Origin of the sequence: Pseudomonas sp. NPDC012596, from assembly GCF_042902325.1 — a bacterium.
Lineage (GTDB): Bacteria > Pseudomonadota > Gammaproteobacteria > Pseudomonadales > Pseudomonadaceae > Aquipseudomonas.
The window spans coordinates 229,293-250,972 of record NZ_JBIBEB010000005.1 but is presented as its reverse complement, the minus strand read 5'-3'; the positions used below and the strand labels follow the sequence as shown (position 1 = coordinate 250,972).

Sequence of the window (21,680 nt, the reverse complement as noted above, 5' to 3'; positions counted from 1 at the left end):
GGATCACCGGCAAGCCGGCTCCCACAGGTACAACACGGTTCTCGAGTTCGGTGGAAACCTGTGGGAGCCGGCTTGCCGGCGATTGGGCTGCAAAGCAGCCCCCGCTATCAATGATGCTTGCGCGGCACCGGCTTGAGTAGCTCGTCCGGTGGCATCTCGCACTTGATCTTGCGCCCCAGCAGCTCTTCGATCGCAGGCAGCTGATACGAGTCGTCCTCACCGGCAAAGCTGATCGACACACCATTGGTGCCGGCACGGCCCGTACGGCCGATACGGTGCACGTAATCGTCCGGGTCTTCCGGCAGGGTGAAGTTGATCACGTGGCTGATGCCGTCGATGTGAATGCCGCGCCCTGCCACGTCGGTGGCCACCAGCACAGTGATGCGGCCTTCGCGGAAGCTCTCCAGGGTACGGATACGCTTGTGCTGCGGCACATCACCCGACAGCTGGGCGGCGTTGATGCCGTCGCGCACCAGTTTTTCCTCGATGCGCCGCACTTCGTCCTTGCGGTTGGCGAACACCATCACCCGTTCCCACTTGTTCTGGGTTACCAGGTTGTACAGCAGCTTGTACTTGTCGCTGCCGGCCACGGCATAGACGTGCTGTTCGACGGTTTCGCTGGCGACGTTCTCCGGCTCGATCTCGACGATGGCAGGGTCGGTGGTCCACTGCTTGGCCAGGTTCATCACGTCATCGGTGAAGGTGGCGGAGAACAGCAGGGTCTGGCGCTCGCTTTTCGGTGGGGTCTGGCGAATGATCTGGCGTACCTGCGGGATGAAGCCCATGTCGAGCATGCGGTCAGCTTCGTCCAGCACCATCACCTCGACCATGTCCAGGTGCACGTCACCGCGCTGGTTGAAGTCCAGCAAGCGGCCCGGGGTGGCCACCAGAATGTCGCAGTGGCGCGCTTCCAGGGCCTTGAGCTGCTTGTCGAAGTCCATGCCGCCGACGAACGTCATGACGTTCAGGCCGGTGTACTTGGTCAGGGCAGCGGCGTCCTTGGCGATCTGTACCACCAGCTCGCGGGTCGGCGCGATGATCAGCGCGCGCGGTTCGCCCATGTAGCGTTCCTTGGGCGGTGGCGTCTGCTGCAGCTGGGAGATGATCGAAATGAGGAACGCGGCGGTTTTGCCAGTGCCGGTCTGGGCACGGCCGATGGCGTCCTGGCCACGCAGGGTGTAACCCAGTACCTGGGCCTGGATCGGCGTGCAGTACGGGAAGCCCAGGTCGTGAATGGCGTGCATCACCTCGTTGGACAGCTTGAAGTCATGAAAGCGCGTCTTGCCTTCCTGCGGCTCGACCACGAAGTCTTCCGGCTTCCACAGGCTGGCCTGGGGTTTGGGCTTGCGCTCGCGGCGCGGTTTGTCCTTGGCCGGCTTGTCGGCAGCGGGCATTGCGGCAGGCGCTTGAGCCTCGACGGCCGGCTTGGCGGCGGGTTTGGCACGCGGTTGGCTGGGCTGCGGCTCGGGCTGAGCCACGGGGGCCGCGGCGGGCGCGGGCGGCGTGACGCTGGCAGCAGGAGCGACGGCCTGAGGCGCGGCGTCTCCCTTGCCGAATATTTTTTTGAGTGCCTTGAGCACGATCGTCTCATCAACTGATTAAGGAATGTACGCCGGGCAGTGTAATGCAAGATCCGGACGCGGCGTAGCGGAATAGGCCCACAACTACAAGAGATACTGCTTATTGCAGCTGCTTGCTCAGCCAATTGTGGATGTCGCTCAGCTCCTCGACAGCGACTTCGTGCTCCATCGGGTATTCATGCCATTGGGCGGCAACACCCCAGGTATTGAGGTACTCGAAGGCGGTACGGCCCATGGCCGGAATTACCACCGAATCATGCACACCGTGCAGGCACAGGGCAGGGGTGCGCTGCTGGCAGGCGCTGAGCTGGTGGCTGTCGCTGAAGGTTGGGGCGTAGGTGGACAGTGCGATCACGCCGCCCAGCGCTTCTTGCCACTTTATATAGGCAGTGTGCAGCACCACTGCGCCCCCTTGAGAGAACCCCGCCAGGTAGATCCGTGACAAGTTGATGCCTTTGCCCTGTTCGGCCTTGATCAGCGCAATGATCTGCTCGGCCGATTCTTCCAATTGCGTTTCGTCAATGGCGCGGGCCGGGGTCATGGCCTTGATGTCGTACCAGCTGGGCATTGCATAGCCGCCGTTGATGGTAACCGGCCGTGTTGGCGCCTGGGGCATGACGAAGCGCGTGCTGAGCAGGCGTTCCTGCATGAATTCGGCAACCGGTAGGAAGTCGTAACGGTCGGCGCCCAGGCCATGCAACCAGATCACACAAGCGTCTGCGGTTTTCTGGGGTTCGAGAATAAGCGGGTTGGTCATGACTGCTCCGAAAGTGTGCGGATCTGGTGAAGGCATGCGCAAAAAGAAGGCGCTGGAAATGATTGTCAGAAAAAGAATGTCGCAACGATACAACTTTCCCTACTTGACGTGCGCTTAAACGCTTTAGCCGTCGACTGTGGTACGCCGTTTGCTATGGAACATCCGATGCAAGGGTCAGGCCGGCACGGTAACACCCTTGCACGCAAGGCTGTCATAGAACAGCCCATTGCGCCAATTGACCCAAGAACAAGCCAACACGGGTCGGATGCGCCTCATAAGGGTGCGGTGCAATTCCGGCTCATACAACAAGAGCGATTTGGAGGTTGTGAATGAAGATGTTGAAAACCACCCTGGCAGTCCTCACCGCTGCCGCCGCGCTGGGCGCCGTGAGCACCGCCCAGGCCGGCGCCACTCTCGATGCGGTAAAGAAGAAGGGCTTCGTCCAGTGTGGCGTGAGCGACGGTCTTCCAGGGTTCTCGGTGCCTGATGCGCAGGGCAAGATCGTCGGTATCGATGCCGACGTCTGCCGCGCCGTGGCCGCCGCCGTGTTCGGCGACGCCACCAAGGTCAAGTTCAGCCAGCTCAACGCCAAGGAACGCTTCACTGCGCTGCAGTCTGGCGAAGTCGACGTGCTGTCGCGCAACACCACCTGGACCAGCTCGCGCGATGCCGGCATGGGCCTGGTGTTTGCCGGTGTCACCTACTATGACGGCGTTGGCTTCCTGGTCAACAAGAAGCTGGGGGTTTCCAGTGCCAAGGAGCTCGATGGCGCGACCATCTGCATCCAGGCCGGTACTACCACCGAGCTGAACGTTTCCGACTACTTCCGCGCCAATGGCCTGAAGTACACCCCGATCACCTTCGACACCTCTGACGAAAGCGCCAAGTCGCTGGAATCGGGCCGTTGCGATGTGCTGACCTCGGACAAGTCGCAGCTGTTCGCCCAGCGCTCCAAGCTGGCCGCGCCGACCGACTACGTGGTGCTGCCGGAAACCATCTCCAAGGAACCGTTGGGCCCAGTGGTGCGCAAAGGCGACGAGGAGTGGTTCAGCATCGTCAAGTGGACCCTGTTCGCCATGCTCAACGCCGAGGAGGCGGGTATCACCTCGAAGACTGTCGAGGCTGAAGCCAAATCGACCAAGAACCCGGACAACGCCCGTTTGCTCGGCGCTGACGGCGAGTACGGCAAGGACCTCAAACTGCCCAAGGACTGGGTAGTGCAGATCGTCAAGCAAGTGGGCAACTATGGCGAAGTGTTCGAGAAGAACCTGGGCCAGAGCACTGACTTGAAGATCGACCGTGGCATGAACGCCCTGTGGAACAACGGCGGCATCCAGTACGCGCCACCTGTGCGCTGATGGCTGCACCCTGCGGCGGCATCCCGCCGCCGCAGGCTGTTCGAATCCCTACTGTCCGGGGCACTTCATGCAAAATCGAATCGGCGCACAAAAGGGGCTATCCCTGAACGATCCGCGTGTGCGCGCGTGGCTGTTCCAGGTTCTCACGATCGTCTTCGTGGTGGGCCTGGGCTGGTACCTGTTCCACAACACTCAAACCAACTTGCAGCACCGGGGGATCACCTCGGGTTTCGACTTTCTCGACCGCAGTGCCGGCTTTGGTATCGCCCAGCATCTGATCCCCTATGTGGAATCCGACAGCTACGCGCGGGTGTTCGTCATCGGCCTGCTCAACACCCTGTTGGTGACCTTCATCGGCGTCATCCTGGCGACGGTGCTGGGCTTCATCATCGGTGTGGCGCGCCTGTCCCCGAACTGGATGATCAACAAACTGGCGACGGTGTATGTGGAAACCTTCCGCAACATCCCGCCGTTGCTGCAGATCTTGTTCTGGTATTTCGCCGTGTTCCTGACCCTGCCGGGGCCACGGGGGAGCATCAACATCGACGATATGTTCTTCATCAGCAACCGTGGCCTGAACATGCCTGGCGCTGCCATGGCTGATGGCTTCTGGCCGTTTGTCGTTGCCGTGGTGCTGGCGATCGTGGCTATCGTGGCGATGGTGCGTTACGCCAACAAGCGCTTCAACGAAACCGGCGAACCGTTCCACAAGTTCTGGGTGGGGCTGGCGCTGCTGATTGCCATCCCCGGCCTGTGTGCGTTGCTGTTCGGCAGCCCGGTGCACTGGGAAGTACCGCAGCTGAAGGGCTTCAACTTCGTGGGCGGCTGGGTGCTGATACCCGAGCTGCTGGCGCTGACGCTGGCACTGACTATCTATACCGCCGCGTTCATCGCCGAAATCGTGCGCTCGGGGATCCGTTCGGTCAGCCATGGCCAGACCGAAGCCGCCCGTTCGCTCGGCCTGCGCGAGGGCCCGACCCTGCGCAAAGTGATCATCCCTCAGGCCTTGCGGGTGATCATTCCGCCGCTGACCAGCCAGTACCTGAACCTGGCGAAAAACTCATCGCTGGCAGCCGGTATCGGCTACCCGGAGATGGTCTCGCTGTTCGCCGGTACCGTGCTCAACCAGACCGGCCAGGCCATCGAGGTGATTGCCATCACCATGAGTGTCTATCTCGCCATCAGCATCAGCATTTCGCTGCTGATGAACTGGTACAACAAGCGCATTGCGCTGATCGAGCGGTGAGGATACGCCCGTGAATGCTCATGTTTTCAAACCTGACATGCCGCCACCGGTGAAAACCGTCGGCGTATTCGCCTGGATGCGTGCCAACCTGTTCTCCAGTTGGCTCAACACCCTGCTGACCCTGTTCGCCGTGTACCTGGTGTGGTTGATCGTGCCACCGTTGCTGCAGTGGGCGTTGATCGACGCCAACTGGGTCGGCACCACGCGCGCCGATTGCACCAAGGAGGGTGCCTGCTGGGTGTTCATCCAGCAACGCTTCGGCCAGTTCATGTATGGCTACTACCCGGCCGAACTGCGCTGGCGCGTGGACCTGACCGTGTGGCTTGCCGTGCTTGGCGCTGCGCCTTTGTTCATCAAGCGGTTCCCGCGCAAGGCCGTGTACGGCCTGGGCTTCCTGGTGCTGTACCCGATCCTCGCCTACACGCTGCTGCATGGCGGCTACCTGGGCCTGGAAAGCGTGCCGACCAGCCAGTGGGGCGGGCTGATGCTGACCTTGGTGATAGCCACCGTGGGCATCGTCGGCGCCTTGCCGCTGGGTATCTTGCTGGCGCTGGGGCGCCGTTCGCGGATGCCAGCGGTGAAAGTGGTCTGCGTGACCTTTATCGAGTTCTGGCGGGGTGTGCCGTTGATCACCGTGCTGTTCATGTCGTCGGTGATGCTGCCGTTGTTCCTGCCCGAGGGCATGAGTTTCGACAAGCTGCTGCGGGCGATGATCGGCGTGATCCTGTTCCAGTCGGCGTACATCGCCGAGGTGGTACGCGGCGGCCTGCAGGCCATCCCCAAAGGGCAATACGAAGCGGCCGCGGCCATGGGCCTGGGCTACTGGCGTTCGATGGGCCTGGTAATCCTGCCGCAGGCCCTGAAGCTGGTTATTCCTGGCATCGTCAACACGTTCATCGCCCTGTTCAAGGACACCAGCCTGGTGATCATCATCGGCCTGTTCGACCTGCTCAACAGCGTCAAGCAAGCCGCCGCCGACCCGGCCTGGCTGGGCATGGCCACCGAGGGCTACGTGTTTGCCGCCCTGGTGTTCTGGATCTTCTGTTTCGGTATGTCCCGCTACTCCATGCACCTGGAGCGCAAGCTGGATACTGGCCACAAGCGTTAGGAGTTTCGAAATGAGTGAAGCGATCAAGCAGCCTGCTGGCCTCGAAGGCATCATCCAGATGCAGGGCGTGAACAAATGGTACGGCCAGTTCCATGTACTCAAGGACATCAACCTGAACGTGCGTCAGGGCGAACGTATCGTGCTGTGCGGGCCGTCCGGCTCGGGCAAGTCCACCACCATCCGCTGCCTTAACCGCCTGGAAGAACACCAGCAGGGCCGCATCGTGGTCGATGGCGTGGAGCTGACCAACGACCTGAAGCAGATCGAGGCAATCCGCCGCGAGGTGGGCATGGTGTTCCAGCACTTCAACCTGTTCCCGCACCTGACCATCCTCGAAAACTGCACCCTGGCGCCGATGTGGGTACGCAAGATGCCGCGGCGCAAGGCCGAGGAAATCGCCATGCATTACCTGGAGCGGGTACGTATTCCGGAGCAGGCGCACAAGTTCCCCGGGCAGTTGTCCGGTGGCCAGCAGCAGCGCGTGGCGATTGCCCGGGCGCTGTGCATGAAGCCGAAGATCATGCTGTTCGACGAGCCGACTTCGGCGCTGGACCCGGAAATGGTCAAGGAAGTGCTCGACACCATGGTTGGCCTGGCCGAGGACGGCATGACCATGCTCTGCGTGACCCACGAGATGGGCTTTGCCCGCACCGTGGCGAACCGGGTGATCTTCATGGACAAGGGGGAGATCGTGGAGCAGGCGGCGCCGGATGATTTCTTCGACCGGCCGCGCAGTGACCGGACCAAACTCTTCCTCAGCCAGATCCTGCACTGATGCAACTGGGGCCGCTCTGCGGCCCATCGCCGGCAAGCCGGCTCCCACAGGTACGGCGCCGCTCTCAGGATATGCGCAGAACTTGTGAGAGCCGGCTTGCCGGCGATGGGCTGCAAAGCAGCCCTTCTGTTATTTCTCTTCTTTTGGGGCAGCTGCCGGAGCAGGCGGCGGCCGCAGCCCCACCTCGGCGATCAGCTTCAACTGCTGCCCATTGCGCATCACCTCGATGGTGATCTTCTCGTTGGGCTTGATCCGCGCCACCTGGTTCATCGACTTGCGCCCGTCACCGGCCGGTTCGCCGTTGATGCTGAGGATCACGTCGCCCAGTTGCAACCCGGCCTTCTGCGCCGGGCCGTCGCGGAAGATCCCCGCCACTACGATGCCCGGGCGCCCCTCCATGCCGAACGACTCGGCCAGCTCCTGGCTCAACGGCTGCACTTCGATACCCAGCCAGCCACGGATCACCTGGCCATGCTCGACGATTGACTTCATCACTTCCAGGGCCAGCTTGACCGGGATGGCGAAGCCGATGCCCTGCGAACCGCCGGATTTGGAAAAGATCGCCGTGTTGATGCCGACCAGGTTGCCGTTGGCATCGACCAGCGCGCCGCCGGAGTTGCCCGGGTTGATCGCAGCGTCGGTCTGGATGAAGTCTTCGTAATTGTTCAGGCCCAGCTGGTTGCGGCCGGTGGCGCTGATGATGCCCATGGTGACGGTCTGGCCGACGCCGAAGGGGTTGCCGATGGCCAGGGTGACGTCACCGATGTGAATGCTGTCGGAACGGCCAATGGTGATCGCCGGCAGGCTCTTGAGGTCGATCTTCAATACCGCAAGGTCGGTTTCGGGGTCGCTGCCGATCACCCGGGCCAGGGTTTCACGGCCGTCCTTGAGCGCCACGACAATCTGGTCGGCGCCGCTGGTGACGTGGTTGTTGGTCAGCAGGTAGCCCTCGGGGCTCATGATCACCGCTGAGCCGAGGCTCGATTCCCAGCGCCGCTGTTTGGGCAGGTTGTCGCCGAAGAAGCGACGGAACTGCGGGTCTTCGAACAAGGGGTGGGCGCTCTTGTTCACCACTTTGGTGGTGTACAGGTTGACCACCGCTGGTGCGGCGAGGGTCACGGCATCGGCGTAGGACACCGGGCCCTGCATGATCTGGGTGGTTTGTGGCGCCTGTTGCAGGTTGACGTCCTGGCTCGGCAGGCCGACCCATTGCGGGAAGCGCTGGATGATCAGCATGGCAATCAGAATGCCGGTAAGCAGGGGCCAGCCAAAATAACGCAAAGCCTTGAACATGAACGAATCCTGGGAGTGGGCGAGAGCCATGATGGCGCGGCGGGGCGCAAACGCGCGCGATCATACACCGGTTTCCCCAACGCCGGCGACGGCCCATAATGGCGGCCATTATACGGGCGTTGTTCCCGTTGAACGTGCAGATTTCGAGGAGATTTTCCATGGCCGTCGCCCTCAATACCCTGGTCGAGGAAGCCGAGCGCTACCTGGGCAGTGCGAAAATCCAGGATTACTGCCCCAATGGCCTGCAGGTCGAAGGCCGGCCGCAGGTCAGCCGCATCGTCAGCGGCGTTACCGCCAGCCAAGCGTTGCTGGATGCGGCGGTCGAGGCCGAGGCCGACCTGATACTGGTGCACCACGGCTATTTCTGGAAGGGCGAGAACCCGTGCATCACCGGCATCAAGCAGCGCCGCTTGAAGACCCTGCTCAAGCACGACATCAGCCTGCTGGCGTTCCATCTGCCCTTGGACGTGCACCCGGAAGTCGGCAACAACGTGCAACTGGCGCGGCAGCTGGACATCACTGTCGAGGGGCCGCTTGACCCTGAGAACCCCAAGGTGGTCGGGCTGGTTGGCTCACTGGCCGAGCCCATGACCGCGCGGGATTTTGCCCGTCGCGTGCAGGAAGTCATGGGGCGTGAGCCGCTGCTGGTCGAAGGCGACGCGATGATCCGCCGGGTCGGCTGGTGCACCGGCGGCGGGCAAGGCTACATCGACACCGCGATTGCGGCCGGCGTGGACCTGTTCATCAGTGGCGAGGCGTCCGAGCAGACCTATCACAGCGCCCGCGAAAACGGTGTCAGTTTCATTGCGGCCGGGCACCATGCCACCGAGCGTTATGGTGTGCAGGCGCTGGGGGATTACCTGGCCCGGCGGTTTGCCGTGGAGCACCTGTTCATCGATTGCCCGAACCCGATTTGAGGTCTGGTCCGGCCTCATCGCCGGCAAGCCGGCTCCCACAGGGATACTGCAGGCTTCAAGGTGTGTGGTGAGCCTATGGGAGCCGGGGGTTGAGCTGCAAGGCGGTGCATTGATAGCCAAACCCTCAGTCATATCGTTAGACCTTTTCGATCTAGCCCGGCGCCTAAATAGAATCAGCCGCTGTGATAAAGTGGCTCGCTCGAACACGGCCCGAAGGCCGTCCATAAGATCGTTTTTCGTGAGTAGCCATGGTCGACAAACTGACGCACTTGAAACAGCTGGAGGCGGAGAGCATCCACATCATCCGCGAGGTGGCCGCCGAGTTCGACAACCCGGTGATGCTGTACTCGATCGGCAAGGATTCCGCCGTGATGCTGCACCTGGCGCGCAAGGCCTTCTTCCCGGGCAAGCTGCCGTTCCCGGTGATGCACGTCGACACCCAGTGGAAATTCCAGGAGATGTACAGCTTCCGCGACAAGATGGTCGAGGAAATGGGCCTGGAGCTGATCACCCACGTCAACCCAGAGGGTGTGGCGCAGGGCATCAACCCGTTCACCCATGGCAGCTCCAAGCACACCGACATCATGAAGACCCAGGGCCTCAAGCAGGCACTGGACAAGCATGGTTTCGACGCCGCCTTCGGCGGAGCCCGCCGCGACGAAGAGAAGTCGCGGGCCAAGGAGCGTGTCTACTCGTTCCGTGACAGCAAGCACCGCTGGGACCCAAAAAATCAGCGCCCCGAGCTGTGGAACGTATACAACGGCAAGGTCAACAAAGGCGAGTCGATCCGCGTCTTCCCGCTGTCGAACTGGACCGAGCTGGACATCTGGCAGTACATCTACCTCGAAGGCATCCCGATCGTGCCGCTGTACTTCGCCGCCGAGCGTGAAGTGATCGAGAAGAACGGCACCCTGATCATGATCGACGACGAGCGCATTCTCGAGCACCTCTCCGAGGAAGAGAAAGCCCGCATCGTCAAGAAGAAGGTGCGTTTCCGTACCCTCGGTTGCTACCCGTTGACGGGCGCTGTCGAGTCGGAAGCCGAAACGCTGACCGACATCATTCAGGAAATGCTCCTGACGCGCACTTCCGAGCGCCAGGGCCGGGTCATCGACCACGATGGCGCCGGTTCCATGGAAGACAAAAAACGTCAGGGCTACTTCTAATTTTCAGGGTTACTCCATGTCGCACCAATCCGATTTGATCAGCGAAGACATCCTCGCTTATCTGGCTCAGCACGAGCGCAAAGAACTGCTGCGTTTCCTCACCTGCGGCAACGTGGATGACGGCAAGAGCACCCTGATCGGGCGCCTGCTGCACGATTCGAAGATGATCTACGAGGACCACCTCGAAGCCATCACTCGTGATTCGAAGAAGTCCGGCACCACCGGCGAAGAAGTCGACCTGGCGCTGCTGGTCGACGGCCTGCAGGCCGAGCGTGAGCAGGGCATCACCATCGATGTCGCCTACCGCTACTTCTCCACCGCCAAGCGCAAGTTCATCATCGCCGACACCCCGGGCCACGAGCAGTACACCCGCAACATGGCCACCGGTGCATCCACCTGTGACCTGGCGATCATCCTGGTCGATGCCCGCTATGGCGTGCAAACCCAGACCCGTCGCCACAGCTACATTGCCTCGTTGCTGGGCATCAAGCACATCGTCGTCGCGGTCAACAAGATGGACCTCAAAGGCTTCGATGAAGGCGTCTTCGAGGCAATCAAGGCTGACTACCTGAAGTTTGCCGAGGCCATCAACTTGACCCCGAGCAGCCTGCACTTCGTGCCGATGTCAGCGCTCAAGGGCGACAACGTGGTCAACCGCAGCGAGCGTTCGCCGTGGTACACCGGCCCTGCGCTGATGGAAATCCTCGAAACCGTGGAAGTGGCTGCCGACCGCAACTTCACCGACCTGCGCTTCCCGGTGCAGTACGTCAACCGCCCGAACCTGAACTTCCGCGGCTTTGCCGGCACACTCGCCAGCGGCGTGGTGCACAAGGGTGACGAAATCGTCGTACTGCCTTCGGGCAAGAGCAGCCGGGTCAAATCGATCGTCACCTACGAAGGTGAACTGGAAAACGCCGGCCCAGGCCAGGCCGTGACCCTGACCATGGAAGACGAGATCGACATCTCCCGTGGCGACCTGCTGGTACATGCCGACAACGTGCCGCCGGTGACCGATCAGTTCGACGCCATGCTGGTGTGGATGGCCGAAGAGCCGATGCTCCCAGGCAAGAAATACGACATCAAGCGCGCCACCAGCTATGTGCCGGGCTCGATCGCAAGCATTACCCACAAGGTCGATGTGAACACGCTCGAGAAGGACGCAGCCAGCGCGCTGCAGCTGAACGAGATCGGTCGCGTCAAGGTGTCGCTGGACAGCGCCATCGCCCTGGACGGCTACGACAGCAACCGCACCACCGGTGCGTTCATCGTCATCGACCGCCTGACCAACGGCACCGTCGGCGCCGGCATGATCATCGCCCCGCCAGTGCTGCCACACGGCAGCACCGGTCAGCATGGCAAGCTGGCCCACGTTTCCACCGAAGAGCGTGCGCTGCGCTTCGGCCAGCAGCCGGCCACCGTGCTGTTCAGCGGCCTGTCCGGCGCTGGCAAGAGCACCCTGGCCTACGCCGTCGAGCGCAAGCTGTTCGACATGGGCCGTGCGGTGTACGTGCTCGATGGCCAGAACCTGCGCCACGACCTGAACAAGGGCCTGCCACAAGACCGCGCTGGCCGCACCGAGAACTGGCGCCGCGCTGCCCATGTGGCGCGCCAGTTCAACGAAGCCGGCCTGCTGACCCTGGCCGCGTTCGTGGCCCCGGATGCCGAAGGCCGCGAACAGGCCAAGGCACTGATTGGCAAGGAGCGCCTAGTGACCGTTTACGTCCAGGCCTCGCCACTGGCCTGCCGTGAGCGCGACCCGCAGGGCCTGTACGCTGCCGGTGGCGACAACATCCCGGGTGAAAGCTTCCCGTTCGATGTGCCACTGGATGCTGACCTGGTGATCGATACCCAGAACACCAGTGTCGACGAAGGCGTCAAGTTGGTGCTGGATGTGCTGCGTCAGCGTGGCGCGATCTAAGTACTGGCTGCCATGCAAAACCCCGCTTCGGCGGGGTTTTTTGTTTATGAAGCGTGCATGGCTCGAAACTCGTGGCGGGTTGACAGTTGAACAGATTGACAAGTTGACAGTGTCGTTAGCTCGGTCTAGGCTGTGCCTTGAGGGTCTATTTAGCCCCTGAGGAGGTACCATGACGACTGCTGCGCACAAAGAAATCCCCCCCGCAATCGCTCACCTCGAGGCAGCCAAAGCGGCATTGCGTGAGCGATTTGAAGAGCATCTTGCCCGCGCATCGGCAGCGGTAGTGCTTAAAGCCGTGGCCCTTGCCGACGAAAAAGCGTTTGCCGCACTGGCGAAGGTAGACGTGGACTCGAAGCGAAGTGTCGCAACGCGCAATCAGGAAGCGGCGGCCAGGATGAAAGCGCGCGCCTTTGAGCGTGTAGCCAGCCGTTGCGAGTTACTGGACCCCAAAGCCGCGCACGAGATATTGGGTATTACCAAACAAGCACTGAGCCAGAAGACCAAGGCTGGCTACCTGCTGGCTTACACCAACATCGGTAACCGCAGAAAATACTACCCAGCGTTTCAGTTTGCCGATAACAAGCCACGGGCGGTTGTTGCGACTCTGATCAAGGCGCTCGATGTCGACCCTGCTGATACCGAGGCCATGAATTTTCTGGTTCAGCACCTGGTCGGCAAAATGGATTATTCCGAGCCTGGGGAGCCGAGCAATGAAGTGCCACGTTTCGAGTTGCTGGACGACAGCGATGCCTTGGCAATCATCAAGCGGGACTACGTAAATGCCATGGAGGCGGGGCAGTGAATCGCGGACCTTATCGAAGGTCGAGTGCTGGAGCCGTTACTCCAGGGCAACACCCAGGCTGTCCAGAAATTCGATGGCAGTTTGACCATTCGAGAGTACCGCCTCTAATACAAGCCGATGGCTCATCGCTAGAACTTGGAGTGTGCGGCCTTCGAACAAAACAACATTGCAGCCATTCATCGAGCCGGTTACGGTGTACACCGCTGACTGGTAAAGCAGCCCGTCAATCTCAATAGCTGCATGCACGCCTGGCTGAATCTCTGCGTCAGGGCGTATCCCTGCCTGCCTTGCCCCTTGGCCTGTACGATATCTCGCAATTTGTGATGAGTGGCCCTGTTCGCCAAGGCGGCAACGTCTACGACATTCAGATCGCGAGCAGCCTTGAGCCGGTGCAGCGACGTCTGCTCCAGTTGAGAAAGGCGTACCGGCTGATCATCAACGCCCTGGCCAGGCTGAAAAGACTCCGCCAACGCAACTTCTTCAGTGAAACCCAAGTAATAAACGCCGACCCGTTTGGCAGTGTCAGCGTAGCGGGTATCGGAATCGGCGCGGCAGTGGACAGGGTTGGCGTCGTAGCGGGAAGGTTGAACCCGATGCAAGATTGTACCTATCCGTATTTGTCGCACCAGTTCCGGATAGTTGTTCAGTGCTTGCTGTACCTTTCTTTTAATGTCGTTCTCATACCGCTGTACCTCACTGCTCATGACCGCTCTCCGATCTGACCGCGCTGTTGACCAAGCCGCTATTCAACAGCCTTGGTCCAGCTGGCTTTCTTGCCCTCAATCGATTTGAAATGCTGATCGTAGTCGCTTTGCCTCTCGCACCCTTGTTTATAGGGGTCCATGTCGCAAGCGAACTTCAGGTCCTGCTTATCAGGTAAAAGCAGGGGTCTCCCATGCATACATCCTGACAAAATCGGGATCAACAAGAGTGCAGTTTTTCTCATTTCGTATCCTTGAACAAGGCAAGTCCCTGCGATTTTCGCCAAGCCACCACCTGTGCGATCACCTGCTCGGCGCAGCATTCGTGTGCGGTTTCGGTGTAGTAGATGAGGTCCGAGCCGTCGGGGTGGCCTGCTACAGCGATGAAGTGCTCCAGCAGGCGATCTTGCCAAGCTGAAGTGCCGGCAGCCTGCAGCAATTCTTCCACCACGGACTCGAACTCGGCATAGGTGTATTCCGCGAGGTTGTGTTTTTGGCTGATCACCACGCCACCTCCGAAGAGAGCGCGTACTGCATGACGCTCATGATGCGCAGGTTGTCGGCGTCATACCTCAGGCCGCCGAATTCGGGTGGGGTGAGATGGCAGATCTGGTAAGAACGCAGGCCTTTTGCGGTATCACGGAAGGGCGCGCGGGGAGGCCAGCCCCGTTTGATGCGGTTGAGCTGGGAGGGGATGAATTGGTGGGAGTAGATGGGGTCTTCGGCGATTGCCAGCCAGAAGGCTTGGGAGAAATCGTCGAAGTCGTGGAAAATTCGTTCTGCCAGCTTTTTTGCGATGTGATCTGGGAGGTGAGCGGCCATGTCAGTGTTTCTCTCTTGAAGAGCTGCTGAAATCATGGGCGTCCTGGTTAGGGATGTGAATATTCATGATGCTGTAATGCGCGTGAGTTTTTTTCTCAATGACTGTAGGAATATTCTTGGCTGGGTGGCCCGCCCAAACGGTGTGTGCGCTCAGGCTTCTTTGAATCAAGGTTTGCTGTTAGCTGCACGCCATTTTCGACAATGCTCAGCTGCTGGATGATCTCTACCAGGCTTCAGGCGCGACCTGGCAACCGGTAGGCGTGTTCCCACCGGTTTAAATGATCTGATTCAGATATGCGTTTCCGACACGGGAATCACGCGTTTTTCCTTAACCGCCTTGTAGGAAAAACTCGAATAAATCTCCTTCACCCCCGGCAACCGCTGCAGCACTTCCCGGGTAAATTCGCCAAACGACTCCAGGTCCCGCGCCAGGATTTCCAGCAAGAAGTCATAGCGGCCGGAGATGTTGTGGCAGGCCACGATCTCGGGAATTTCCATCAGCCGCTTTTCGAACGCCAAGGCCATGTCCTTGGTGTGGGAATCCATCATGATGCTGACGAAGGCGGTGACGCCGAACCCCAGTGACTTGGGCGAAAGAATCGCCTGGTAGCCAGTGATGTAGCCGTTGTCCTCCAGCAGTTTGACCCGCCGCCAGCAGGGCGAAGTGGTCAATGCTACCTGGTCGGCAAGTTCGGAGACGGTGAGGCGGGCGTTGTCCTGCAGGGCGGCGAGCAGGGCGCGGTCGGTGCGGTCGAGGCTTGCAGGCATGGTTTGCCCTCCTGGTGTGCTTTTTGTTGTTTTTATTCCAATTAACCCGCAAGTGTGTGGGCAACTTTGGAAAAATTCGGGCAGCTCGGTGGCATAAGCTTATAGCAAACCACCAGAGGCTGTTGCCATGCGCGACTCCCATAACAACAACGGTTTCTCCACACGTGCCATTCATCACAGCTACGACCCGCTTTCCCACGGCGGTGCCTTGGTGCCGCCGGTGTATCAGACTGCTACTTATGCCTTCCCAACCGTTGAGTACGGTGCGGCGTGCTTTGCCGGGGAGGAGGGTGGGCACGTCTACAGTCGCATTTCCAACCCGACGTTGGCGTTGCTGGAACAGCGCATGGCATCACTGGAAGGGGGCGAGGCGGGGCTGGCATTGGCGTCGGGGATGGGGGCTATCACTTCGACAATGTGGACGCTGCTACGGCCGGGCGACGAGCTGATCGTTGGGCGTACGTTGTATGGCTGCACGTTTGCTTTCCTGCACCATGGCATCGGCGAGTTCGGGGTCAAGATCCATCATGTGGACCTTAACGACATCAAGGCGCTGAAGGCAGCGATCACTCGCAAGACACGGATGATCTACTTCGAAACCCCGGCCAACCCCAACATGCAACTGGTCGATATCGCAGCGGTGGCCGACGCAGCGCGTGGGCATGACGTGCATATCGTGGTCGACAACACGTATTGCACCCCTTATTTGCAGCGGCCTCTGGAAATAGGTGCCGACTTGGTGGTGCATTCCGCGACAAAATACCTGAGCGGCCACGGGGATATCACGGCGGGCCTGGTGGTCGGGCGCAAGGCGCTGATTGACCGGATTCGTCTGGAAGGGCTGAAGGATATGACCGGCGCGGTGCTGTCGCCGCAGGACGCTTCGCTGTTGATGCGGGGCATCAAGACCTTGGCTCTGCGCATGGACCGCCATTGCGCCAATGCGCAGCAGGTGGCGGAGTTTCTGGAGAGCCAACCGCAGGTCGAGCTTATCCACTACCCAGGGCTGCCATCGTTTGCACAGCATGCGCTGGCCCAGCGGCAGATGCGCTTGCCAGGTGGAATGATTGCGTTCGAGCTCAAAGGTGGGATCGAAGCGGGGCGGCGCTTCATGAACGCCTTGCAGCTGTTTGCGCGCGCGGTGAGTTTGGGCGATGCCGAGTCGCTGGCCCAGCACCCGGCGAGCATGACGCATTCGAGCTATACGCCGCAGGAGCGTGCGCACCATGGCATTTCGGAGGGGTTGGTGCGGTTGTCGGTGGGGTTGGAGGATGTCGAGGACCTGATCGCGGATGTGGAGCAGGCATTGGGGTCTTGCAGATAGGTGGCCTGGTCTGGCCCTATCGCCGGCAAGCCGGCTCCTAGAGGTACAGCGGGGGCCTCAAGGGCACTGTTCTTTCTCTGGGAGCGGGCTTGCCGGCGAAGAGGCCGGTAAAACCAGATCAAGAAAAAGGCCTCTCGCGAGGCCTTGTTTCATTTCAGCGCATCAGCGCTTGAGCCCGTAGCTCTCATCGAGCATGCCCGGCGAGTTTGGCGTTTTTGGCGCGTAGTCTCGAGGCACTTCGGCGGTGTCGCGCGGCGGCGTCAGGCGGTCACGTGGGCCTTGGGCCGCTTCGGAGTGCAGGGCAGCCAGCAGGCGCTGGCGGGTGACGTCGTCGAGGGCCAGGGTGTTGGCGCCTTCGGCCAGGTGATCCTGCACGTCCTGGTAGCTTTGGGTCAGTTTCTTGACCAGCATGGCGGTGCTGTTGAAGTGGGTGACCACTTCGTTCTGGTAGCTGTCGAAGCGCTTCTGGATGTCATCCAGTTGGCGCTGGGTGTTGCTGGGCGCCGCATTGGGCAGCAGGCGGGCCACGATGAAACCGACCGCCACACCGATGACCAGGGCCAGGGTTGGCAACAACCAAACAAGGAGCGAGAGTTCCACGAGTCCTTCCTCTATAAACGGCTTTGCTTTACGTTAACGGCTCAGACCTGCGCTGTATACCGCGAGCGATCGCAAATCAGAACAGAATTCCTCACCTAGACGAATCGACCCCCTTCGAGGTCACGGAGTTAGTGCCTTGCTTGTCCGCGAAACCCCCTTGTTCATCGACGGCCCTGTCGGCCAGCTGGAAGCCTTGTACCTGGACGTGGCCGACGCCCGCGGCGCGGTGCTGATCTGCCACCCCAACCCGGTCCAGGGCGGCACCATGCTCAACAAGGTGGTCTCGACGCTGCAGCGCACGGCGCGTGATGCCGGTTACGTGACCCTGCGCTTCAACTACCGCGGCGTGGGCCAGAGCGCCGGCAGCCATGACATGGGCGCTGGCGAGGTGGCTGATGCCGAGGCCGCCGCCGCCTGGTTGCGTGAAAAACATCCGCAGTTGCCGCTGGTGCTGATGGGTTTCTCGTTCGGTGGTTTCGTCGCTACCAGCCTGGCGGGCCGGCTGGAAAGCGCCGATGTCTCGCTGCAACAGCTGTTCATGATTGCCCCGGCAGTGATGCGCCTGACCGCAGAGTTCCCGCTGCCCCAGCGTTGCCCGATCACCGTGGTGCAGCCCGATGCCGACGAAGTCGTCGCGCCGCAGTTGGTTTACGAATGGTCCGACAGCCTGTCGCGCCCCCATGAGCTACTGAAAGTGGCAGAATGCGGACACTTCTTCCATGGCAAGCTGACCGATCTGAAGGATCTGCTGCTGCCGCGCCTTTCGAATTGAGCCAAGCCTGAATAAGCGAACACCCATGACCACGCGCATTCTCACCGGTATCACCACCACCGGCACCCCGCACCTGGGCAACTACGCCGGCGCCATCCGCCCGGCCATCGTCGCCAGCCAGCAGCCGGGTGCCGATTCGTTCTACTTCCTGGCCGACTACCACGCCCTGATCAAGTGCGACGACCCGCTGCGCATCCAGCGTTCGCGCCTTGAAATCGCCGCCACCTGGCTGGCCGGCGGCCTCGACCCGGACAAGGTGACGTTCTACCGCCAGTCCGACATTCCGGAGATCCCAGAGCTGACCTGGCTGCTGACCTGCGTTGCGGCCAAGGGCCTGCTCAACCGCGCGCACGCCTACAAGGCTTCGGTGGACAAGAACCTCGAGGCCGGCGAAGACCCGGATGCTGGCGTGACCATGGGCCTGTACAGCTACCCGGTGCTGATGGCTGCGGACATCCTGATGTTCAACGCTCACAAGGTGCCGGTCGGTCGCGACCAGATCCAGCACGTGGAAATGGCCCGAGATATCGGCCAGCGCTTCAACCACCTGTTTGGCCAGGGCAAAGACTTCTTCGCCCTGCCTGAGGCGGTGATCGAGGAAAGCGTGGCGACCTTGCCGGGCCTGGACGGTCGCAAGATGTCCAAGAGCTACGACAACACCATCCCGCTGTTCACCAGCGCCAAGGACATGAAGGATGCCATCTCGCGCATCGTCACCGATTCGCGTGCGCCCGGCGAAGCCAAGGACCCGGACAACTCGCACCTGTTCACCCTGTTCCAGGCCTTCTCGTCGCCGGCGCAATGTGCCGAGTTCCGCGAAGAACTGTTGCAGGGCCTGGGCTGGGGTGATGCCAAGCAGCGGCTGTTCCAGTTGCTCGACGGCCAGTTGGCCGAGAAGCGCGAGCACTATCACCAGCTGATTTCGCGCCCAGCGGACCTGGAAGACATCCTTCTGGCTGGCGCCACCAAGGCGCGCAAGATCGCCACGCCGTTCCTCGAGCAACTGCGCGAGGCCGTAGGCCTGCGCTCATTCCGCAGCAGCGTGCAGGCCACTACCGAAGTGAAGAAAAAAGCCGCCAAGAGCGCGCGTTTCGTCAGCTTCCGTGATGAGGACGGCAGCTTCCGCTTCCGCCTGCTGGCCGCCGATGGCGAGCAATTGTTGCTGTCGCGCAGCTTCGCCGACGGTAAGAGCGCGGGAGCCGTGAGCAAGCAACTGCAGCAGGGCGACGAAGCCGACGTGCGTGTCGAAGGCCTGGGCTTCAGCCTGTGGCTGGGTGGTGAGCAGGTTGCCGACGGGCCGCAGTTCGACAGCGCCGAAGCCCGTGACACGGCCGTCGAACGCTTGCGTGAAGCGCTCCAGCCTTCGTAAGAGCGGATTGATCCGCGAAGCAGGCGCCGCAGTGCATGGCACGGGCTTCGCCCGTGTTCGCGGCTGAAGCCGCTCCTACAGGGATTGCATGCGGACTGAGACAGTTTTTGTAGGAGCGGATTTATCCGCGAAGCATCCGCCGCGGTGCATGGCACGGGCTTCGCCCGTGTTCGCGGCTGAAGCCGCTCCTACAGGGATTGCATGCGGACTGAGACAGTTTGACGCAAGTCTGATTGCCATTAAGCGGGCCGGTCGCTACAGTGACGGCCCGTTTTTTGTTGCCTCGCTAACGAAATCATGACGCCCCTAGAACGATATCAAGCAGATCTGAAACGTCCCGACTTCTTCCATGATGCGGCGCAGGAAACTGCGGTGCGTCACCTCCAGCGTCTGTACGACGACCTGGTGGCCGCGCAGAACAACAAGCCCGGCGTGTTCGGCAAGTTGTTCGGCAAAAAGGAGCAGACGCCGGTCAAGGGCCTGTATTTCTGGGGCGGAGTAGGCCGAGGCAAGACCTATCTGGTCGATACCTTCTTCGAGGCGCTGCCGTTCAAGCAGAAGATGCGTACGCACTTCCACCGCTTCATGAAGCGCGTGCACGAGGAAATGAAAACCCTCAAGGGCGAGAAGAACCCGCTGACCATCATTGCCAAGCGCTTCAGTGAAGAAGCCCGGGTGATCTGCTTCGACGAATTCTTCGTTTCCGACATCACCGATGCCATGATTCTCGGCACCCTGATGGAAGAGCTGTTCAAGAATGGCGTATCGCTGGTGGCGACTTCCAACATCGTCCCGGACGGCCTGTACAAGGACGGCCTGCAACGTGCGCGCTTCTTGCCGGCCATCGCCATGATCAAGCAATACACCGACGTGGTGAACGTCGACAGCGGCGTCGACTACCGCCTGCGTCACCTGGAGCAGGCCGAGCTGTTCCACTACCCGTTGAACGAAGCGGCCGAGCAGAGCATGCGGGCAAGCTTCAAGGCGCTGACGCCGGAGTGCACCCAGGCTGTCGACAATGACGTACTGATGATCGAAAACCGCCCGATCCACGCCCTGCGTACCTGTGACGACGTCGCCTGGTTCGACTTCCGCGCCCTGTGTGACGGGCCGCGCAGCCAGAACGACTACATCGAACTGGGCAAGATCTTCCATGCCGTGCTGCTGAGCAACGTCGAGCAGATGAGTGTCGCCACCGACGACATCGCCCGGCGCTTCATCAACATGGTGGACGAGTTCTACGACCGCAACGTCAAGCTGATCATTTCGGCTGAGGTGGAGCTCAAAGACCTGTACACCGGTGGGCGGCTGGCGTTCGAGTTCCAGCGTACCCTGAGCCGGTTGCTGGAAATGCAGTCGCACGAATTCCTGTCGCGCGCGCACAAGCCGTAATCATTACAGTTGTGGGAGCAACTGTCTTGCTCAACCTTGCGTGATCGATGTGTGAGCGGGCAAGCCCGCTCACACAGCGGCCCCAGCCATTTCAGGCCTCTTGCATGAACTGCTGCCGATACTGGTTCGGCGACAACTCCGTATGCTGGCGGAACAGCCGCGCGAAGAAGCTCGCATCGTCGTAGCCGACCTCATAACTGATGGTCTTGATGCTCTTGCGCGTACTGGACAGCAACCCTTTGGCCGTTTCGATCCGTAGCCGCTGCAGGTAATGCAATGGCTTGTCGCCGGTCGCGCCCTGGAAACGACGCATGAAGTTGCGGATGCTCATGCCATGGTTGCGGGCGACGTCCTCGAAGCGGAATTTGTCGGCGAAGTGTTCCTCCAGCCAATGCTGGATCTGCAGGATGATCAGGTCCTGGTGCAGCTTCTGGCCACCAAAGCCCATGCGGCCAGGGGTGTAGTTGCGTTGCACCTCATAGAGAATGTCGCGGGCCACGGCACGGGCGACGTTGGCGCCGCAGAAACGCTCGATCAGGTAGATGTACAGGTCGCAGGCCGAAGTGGTGCCGCCAGCGCAGTAGAGGTTGTCGGCATCGGTCAGGTGCTTGTCCTGGTTCAGCCGGATCTTCGGGAAGCGTTCGGCGAAACTGGCGAAAAAGCGCCAGTAGGTAGTCGCCTCCTTACCGTCGAGCAGGCCTGACTCAGCCAGCCAGAACACCCCGCTGGCCTCGGCGCAGAGCACTGCGCCCCGCGCATGCTGCGCGCGCAGCCATGGCAGCACCTGTGGGTACTGCTGCAACAGGTTGTCGAAGTCTTCCCAGAAGGCGGGGAGGATGATCACATCGGCATCGTCCAGGCCGCCATCGACCGGCAGCTGCACATTGCTGAAGCTGTCCACGGGCTGCCCGTCCGGGCTCACCAGGCTGATCTCGAACATGGGCTGCAAGCCCAGGCCCAGCTGCTTGCTGTAACGCAGGCTGGCGAGGTGGAAGAAATCCTTGGCCTGCAT

At 61.0% G+C, this 21,680-nt stretch carries 21 protein-coding genes; 12 read left to right on the top strand and 9 right to left on the bottom strand.

The window, feature by feature from the left end; genetic code table 11:
* Positions 1-107 precede the first annotated feature (107 nt).
* Positions 108-1,580: an ATP-dependent RNA helicase RhlB gene (gene rhlB, locus ACFY68_RS09030; RefSeq protein WP_387525797.1), complete on the bottom strand. Its 1,473-nt coding sequence runs from the start codon at positions 1,578-1,580 to the stop codon at positions 108-110.
* Between the two features lie 100 nt (positions 1,581-1,680).
* Entirely contained in the window at positions 1,681-2,337 is a 657-nt protein-coding gene (locus ACFY68_RS09025) for an alpha/beta hydrolase (protein WP_387525794.1), read from the bottom strand.
* A 329-nt stretch (positions 2,338-2,666) separates the two neighbouring features.
* On the opposite strand from ACFY68_RS09025, the gene ACFY68_RS09020 reads away from it, so the two are divergent.
* The 4 genes from ACFY68_RS09020 (at position 2,667) to ACFY68_RS09005 (ending at position 6,824) form a co-directional block, all read left to right on the top strand.
* Entirely contained in the window at positions 2,667-3,695 is a 1,029-nt protein-coding gene (locus tag ACFY68_RS09020; RefSeq protein ID WP_387525791.1) for an amino acid ABC transporter substrate-binding protein, read from the top strand.
* Positions 3,696-3,762: 67 nt separating this feature from the next.
* Positions 3,763-4,941, top strand: a complete 1,179-nt coding sequence (locus tag ACFY68_RS09015; protein WP_387525788.1) for an amino acid ABC transporter permease — start codon at positions 3,763-3,765, stop codon at positions 4,939-4,941.
* A 10-nt stretch (positions 4,942-4,951) separates the two neighbouring features.
* A complete protein-coding gene (locus tag ACFY68_RS09010) occupies positions 4,952-6,049 on the top strand; it encodes an amino acid ABC transporter permease (RefSeq protein WP_346615567.1) in 1,098 nt (365 codons plus the stop codon).
* Between the two features lie 10 nt (positions 6,050-6,059).
* Complete coding sequence (locus ACFY68_RS09005; protein ID WP_387525784.1) at positions 6,060-6,824, top strand: amino acid ABC transporter ATP-binding protein; 765 nt, start codon at positions 6,060-6,062, stop codon at positions 6,822-6,824.
* Positions 6,825-6,953: 129 nt separating this feature from the next.
* On the opposite strand, the gene algW is transcribed toward ACFY68_RS09005, so the two are convergent.
* Complete coding sequence (gene algW / locus ACFY68_RS09000) at positions 6,954-8,117, bottom strand: Do family serine endopeptidase AlgW (RefSeq protein WP_387525781.1); 1,164 nt, start codon at positions 8,115-8,117, stop codon at positions 6,954-6,956.
* A gap of 158 nt (positions 8,118-8,275) precedes the next feature.
* Here algW and ACFY68_RS08995 point away from each other — a divergent pair, with 158 nt between their 5' ends.
* From ACFY68_RS08995 to ACFY68_RS08980, 4 genes are all read left to right on the top strand, one after another.
* Positions 8,276-9,034: a Nif3-like dinuclear metal center hexameric protein gene (locus tag ACFY68_RS08995; protein ID WP_346615564.1), complete on the top strand. Its 759-nt coding sequence runs from the start codon at positions 8,276-8,278 to the stop codon at positions 9,032-9,034.
* Positions 9,035-9,282: 248 nt separating this feature from the next.
* Positions 9,283-10,200, top strand: a complete 918-nt coding sequence (gene cysD / locus ACFY68_RS08990) for a sulfate adenylyltransferase subunit CysD (RefSeq protein ID WP_003251799.1) — start codon at positions 9,283-9,285, stop codon at positions 10,198-10,200.
* 16 nt (positions 10,201-10,216) lie between these two features.
* Complete coding sequence (gene cysN / locus ACFY68_RS08985) at positions 10,217-12,118, top strand: sulfate adenylyltransferase subunit CysN (RefSeq protein WP_346615563.1); 1,902 nt, start codon at positions 10,217-10,219, stop codon at positions 12,116-12,118.
* Positions 12,119-12,287: 169 nt separating this feature from the next.
* Positions 12,288-12,920: a hypothetical protein gene (locus ACFY68_RS08980; RefSeq protein WP_387525774.1), complete on the top strand. Its 633-nt coding sequence runs from the start codon at positions 12,288-12,290 to the stop codon at positions 12,918-12,920.
* Positions 12,921-13,108: 188 nt separating this feature from the next.
* On the opposite strand, the gene ACFY68_RS08975 is transcribed toward ACFY68_RS08980, so the two are convergent.
* The 4 genes from ACFY68_RS08975 to ACFY68_RS08960 all read right to left on the bottom strand — a co-directional run bounded on the left by ACFY68_RS08975 (position 13,109) and on the right by ACFY68_RS08960 (position 15,211).
* Complete coding sequence (locus ACFY68_RS08975; protein WP_387525771.1) at positions 13,109-13,624, bottom strand: RES domain-containing protein; 516 nt, start codon at positions 13,622-13,624, stop codon at positions 13,109-13,111.
* A gap of 238 nt (positions 13,625-13,862) precedes the next feature.
* Positions 13,863-14,126 (bottom strand): bacteriocin immunity protein, encoded by a 264-nt coding sequence (locus tag ACFY68_RS08970; RefSeq protein WP_387525768.1) that lies wholly within the window; start codon positions 14,124-14,126, stop codon positions 13,863-13,865.
* Entirely contained in the window at positions 14,123-14,479 is a 357-nt protein-coding gene (locus ACFY68_RS08965; protein ID WP_387525765.1) for an S-type pyocin, read from the bottom strand. The genes ACFY68_RS08970 and ACFY68_RS08965 overlap by 4 nt, the downstream gene beginning before the upstream one ends.
* Before the next feature lie 252 nt (positions 14,480-14,731).
* Positions 14,732-15,211, bottom strand: a complete 480-nt coding sequence (locus ACFY68_RS08960) for an Lrp/AsnC family transcriptional regulator (RefSeq protein ID WP_387525763.1) — start codon at positions 15,209-15,211, stop codon at positions 14,732-14,734.
* 127 nt (positions 15,212-15,338) lie between these two features.
* Between ACFY68_RS08960 and ACFY68_RS08955 the strand changes: the two genes are divergently transcribed.
* Positions 15,339-16,535: a methionine gamma-lyase gene (locus ACFY68_RS08955; RefSeq protein ID WP_387525760.1), complete on the top strand. Its 1,197-nt coding sequence runs from the start codon at positions 15,339-15,341 to the stop codon at positions 16,533-16,535.
* Positions 16,536-16,697: 162 nt separating this feature from the next.
* Here the strand turns inward: ACFY68_RS08955 and ACFY68_RS08950 are convergent, their stop codons facing one another.
* The gene (locus ACFY68_RS08950; protein WP_346615556.1) at positions 16,698-17,135 is read right to left on the bottom strand and encodes a ZapG family protein; all 438 of its coding nucleotides are present in this window, start codon (positions 17,133-17,135) and stop codon (positions 16,698-16,700) included.
* A 136-nt stretch (positions 17,136-17,271) separates the two neighbouring features.
* Between ACFY68_RS08950 and ACFY68_RS08945 the strand changes: the two genes are divergently transcribed.
* From ACFY68_RS08945 to zapE, 3 genes are all read left to right on the top strand, one after another.
* Positions 17,272-17,907: an alpha/beta hydrolase gene (locus tag ACFY68_RS08945; protein WP_387525757.1), complete on the top strand. Its 636-nt coding sequence runs from the start codon at positions 17,272-17,274 to the stop codon at positions 17,905-17,907.
* A gap of 25 nt (positions 17,908-17,932) precedes the next feature.
* A complete protein-coding gene (locus ACFY68_RS08940; RefSeq protein WP_387525754.1) occupies positions 17,933-19,276 on the top strand; it encodes a tryptophan--tRNA ligase in 1,344 nt (447 codons plus the stop codon).
* A 297-nt stretch (positions 19,277-19,573) separates the two neighbouring features.
* Positions 19,574-20,668, top strand: coding sequence for a cell division protein ZapE (zapE, locus tag ACFY68_RS08935; RefSeq protein ID WP_346615553.1), 1,095 nt, complete (start codon positions 19,574-19,576; stop codon positions 20,666-20,668).
* A 91-nt stretch (positions 20,669-20,759) separates the two neighbouring features.
* Here zapE and ACFY68_RS08930 read toward each other — a convergent pair whose 3' ends face one another.
* A complete protein-coding gene (locus tag ACFY68_RS08930; RefSeq protein ID WP_346615604.1) occupies positions 20,760-21,680 on the bottom strand; it encodes a GlxA family transcriptional regulator in 921 nt (306 codons plus the stop codon).

What these genes read in the sequence shown, in the direction of transcription:
- ACFY68_RS08965 (WP_387525765.1), bottom strand. Translation starts at nt 14,479, where the DNA reads ATGATTTCAGCAGCTCTTCAAGAGAGAAACACTGACATGGCCGCTCAC.
- cysN (WP_346615563.1), top strand. Translation starts at nt 10,217, where the DNA reads ATGTCGCACCAATCCGATTTGATCAGCGAAGACATCCTCGCTTATCTG.
- ACFY68_RS09005 (WP_387525784.1), top strand. Translation starts at nt 6,060, where the DNA reads ATGAGTGAAGCGATCAAGCAGCCTGCTGGCCTCGAAGGCATCATCCAG.
- ACFY68_RS08955 (WP_387525760.1), top strand. Translation starts at nt 15,339, where the DNA reads ATGCGCGACTCCCATAACAACAACGGTTTCTCCACACGTGCCATTCAT.
- ACFY68_RS08940 (WP_387525754.1), top strand. Translation starts at nt 17,933, where the DNA reads ATGACCACGCGCATTCTCACCGGTATCACCACCACCGGCACCCCGCAC.
- ACFY68_RS09020 (WP_387525791.1), top strand. Translation starts at nt 2,667, where the DNA reads ATGAAGATGTTGAAAACCACCCTGGCAGTCCTCACCGCTGCCGCCGCG.
- ACFY68_RS08960 (WP_387525763.1), bottom strand. Translation starts at nt 15,211, where the DNA reads ATGCCTGCAAGCCTCGACCGCACCGACCGCGCCCTGCTCGCCGCCCTG.
- zapE (WP_346615553.1), top strand. Translation starts at nt 19,574, where the DNA reads ATGACGCCCCTAGAACGATATCAAGCAGATCTGAAACGTCCCGACTTC.
- ACFY68_RS08930 (WP_346615604.1), bottom strand. Translation starts at nt 21,680, where the DNA reads ATGCAGGCCAAGGATTTCTTCCACCTCGCCAGCCTGCGTTACAGCAAG.
- ACFY68_RS08995 (WP_346615564.1), top strand. Translation starts at nt 8,276, where the DNA reads ATGGCCGTCGCCCTCAATACCCTGGTCGAGGAAGCCGAGCGCTACCTG.
- cysD (WP_003251799.1), top strand. Translation starts at nt 9,283, where the DNA reads ATGGTCGACAAACTGACGCACTTGAAACAGCTGGAGGCGGAGAGCATC.
- ACFY68_RS09015 (WP_387525788.1), top strand. Translation starts at nt 3,763, where the DNA reads ATGCAAAATCGAATCGGCGCACAAAAGGGGCTATCCCTGAACGATCCG.
- algW (WP_387525781.1), bottom strand. Translation starts at nt 8,117, where the DNA reads ATGTTCAAGGCTTTGCGTTATTTTGGCTGGCCCCTGCTTACCGGCATT.
- ACFY68_RS08980 (WP_387525774.1), top strand. Translation starts at nt 12,288, where the DNA reads ATGACGACTGCTGCGCACAAAGAAATCCCCCCCGCAATCGCTCACCTC.
- ACFY68_RS08975 (WP_387525771.1), bottom strand. Translation starts at nt 13,624, where the DNA reads ATGAGCAGTGAGGTACAGCGGTATGAGAACGACATTAAAAGAAAGGTA.
- ACFY68_RS09025 (WP_387525794.1), bottom strand. Translation starts at nt 2,337, where the DNA reads ATGACCAACCCGCTTATTCTCGAACCCCAGAAAACCGCAGACGCTTGT.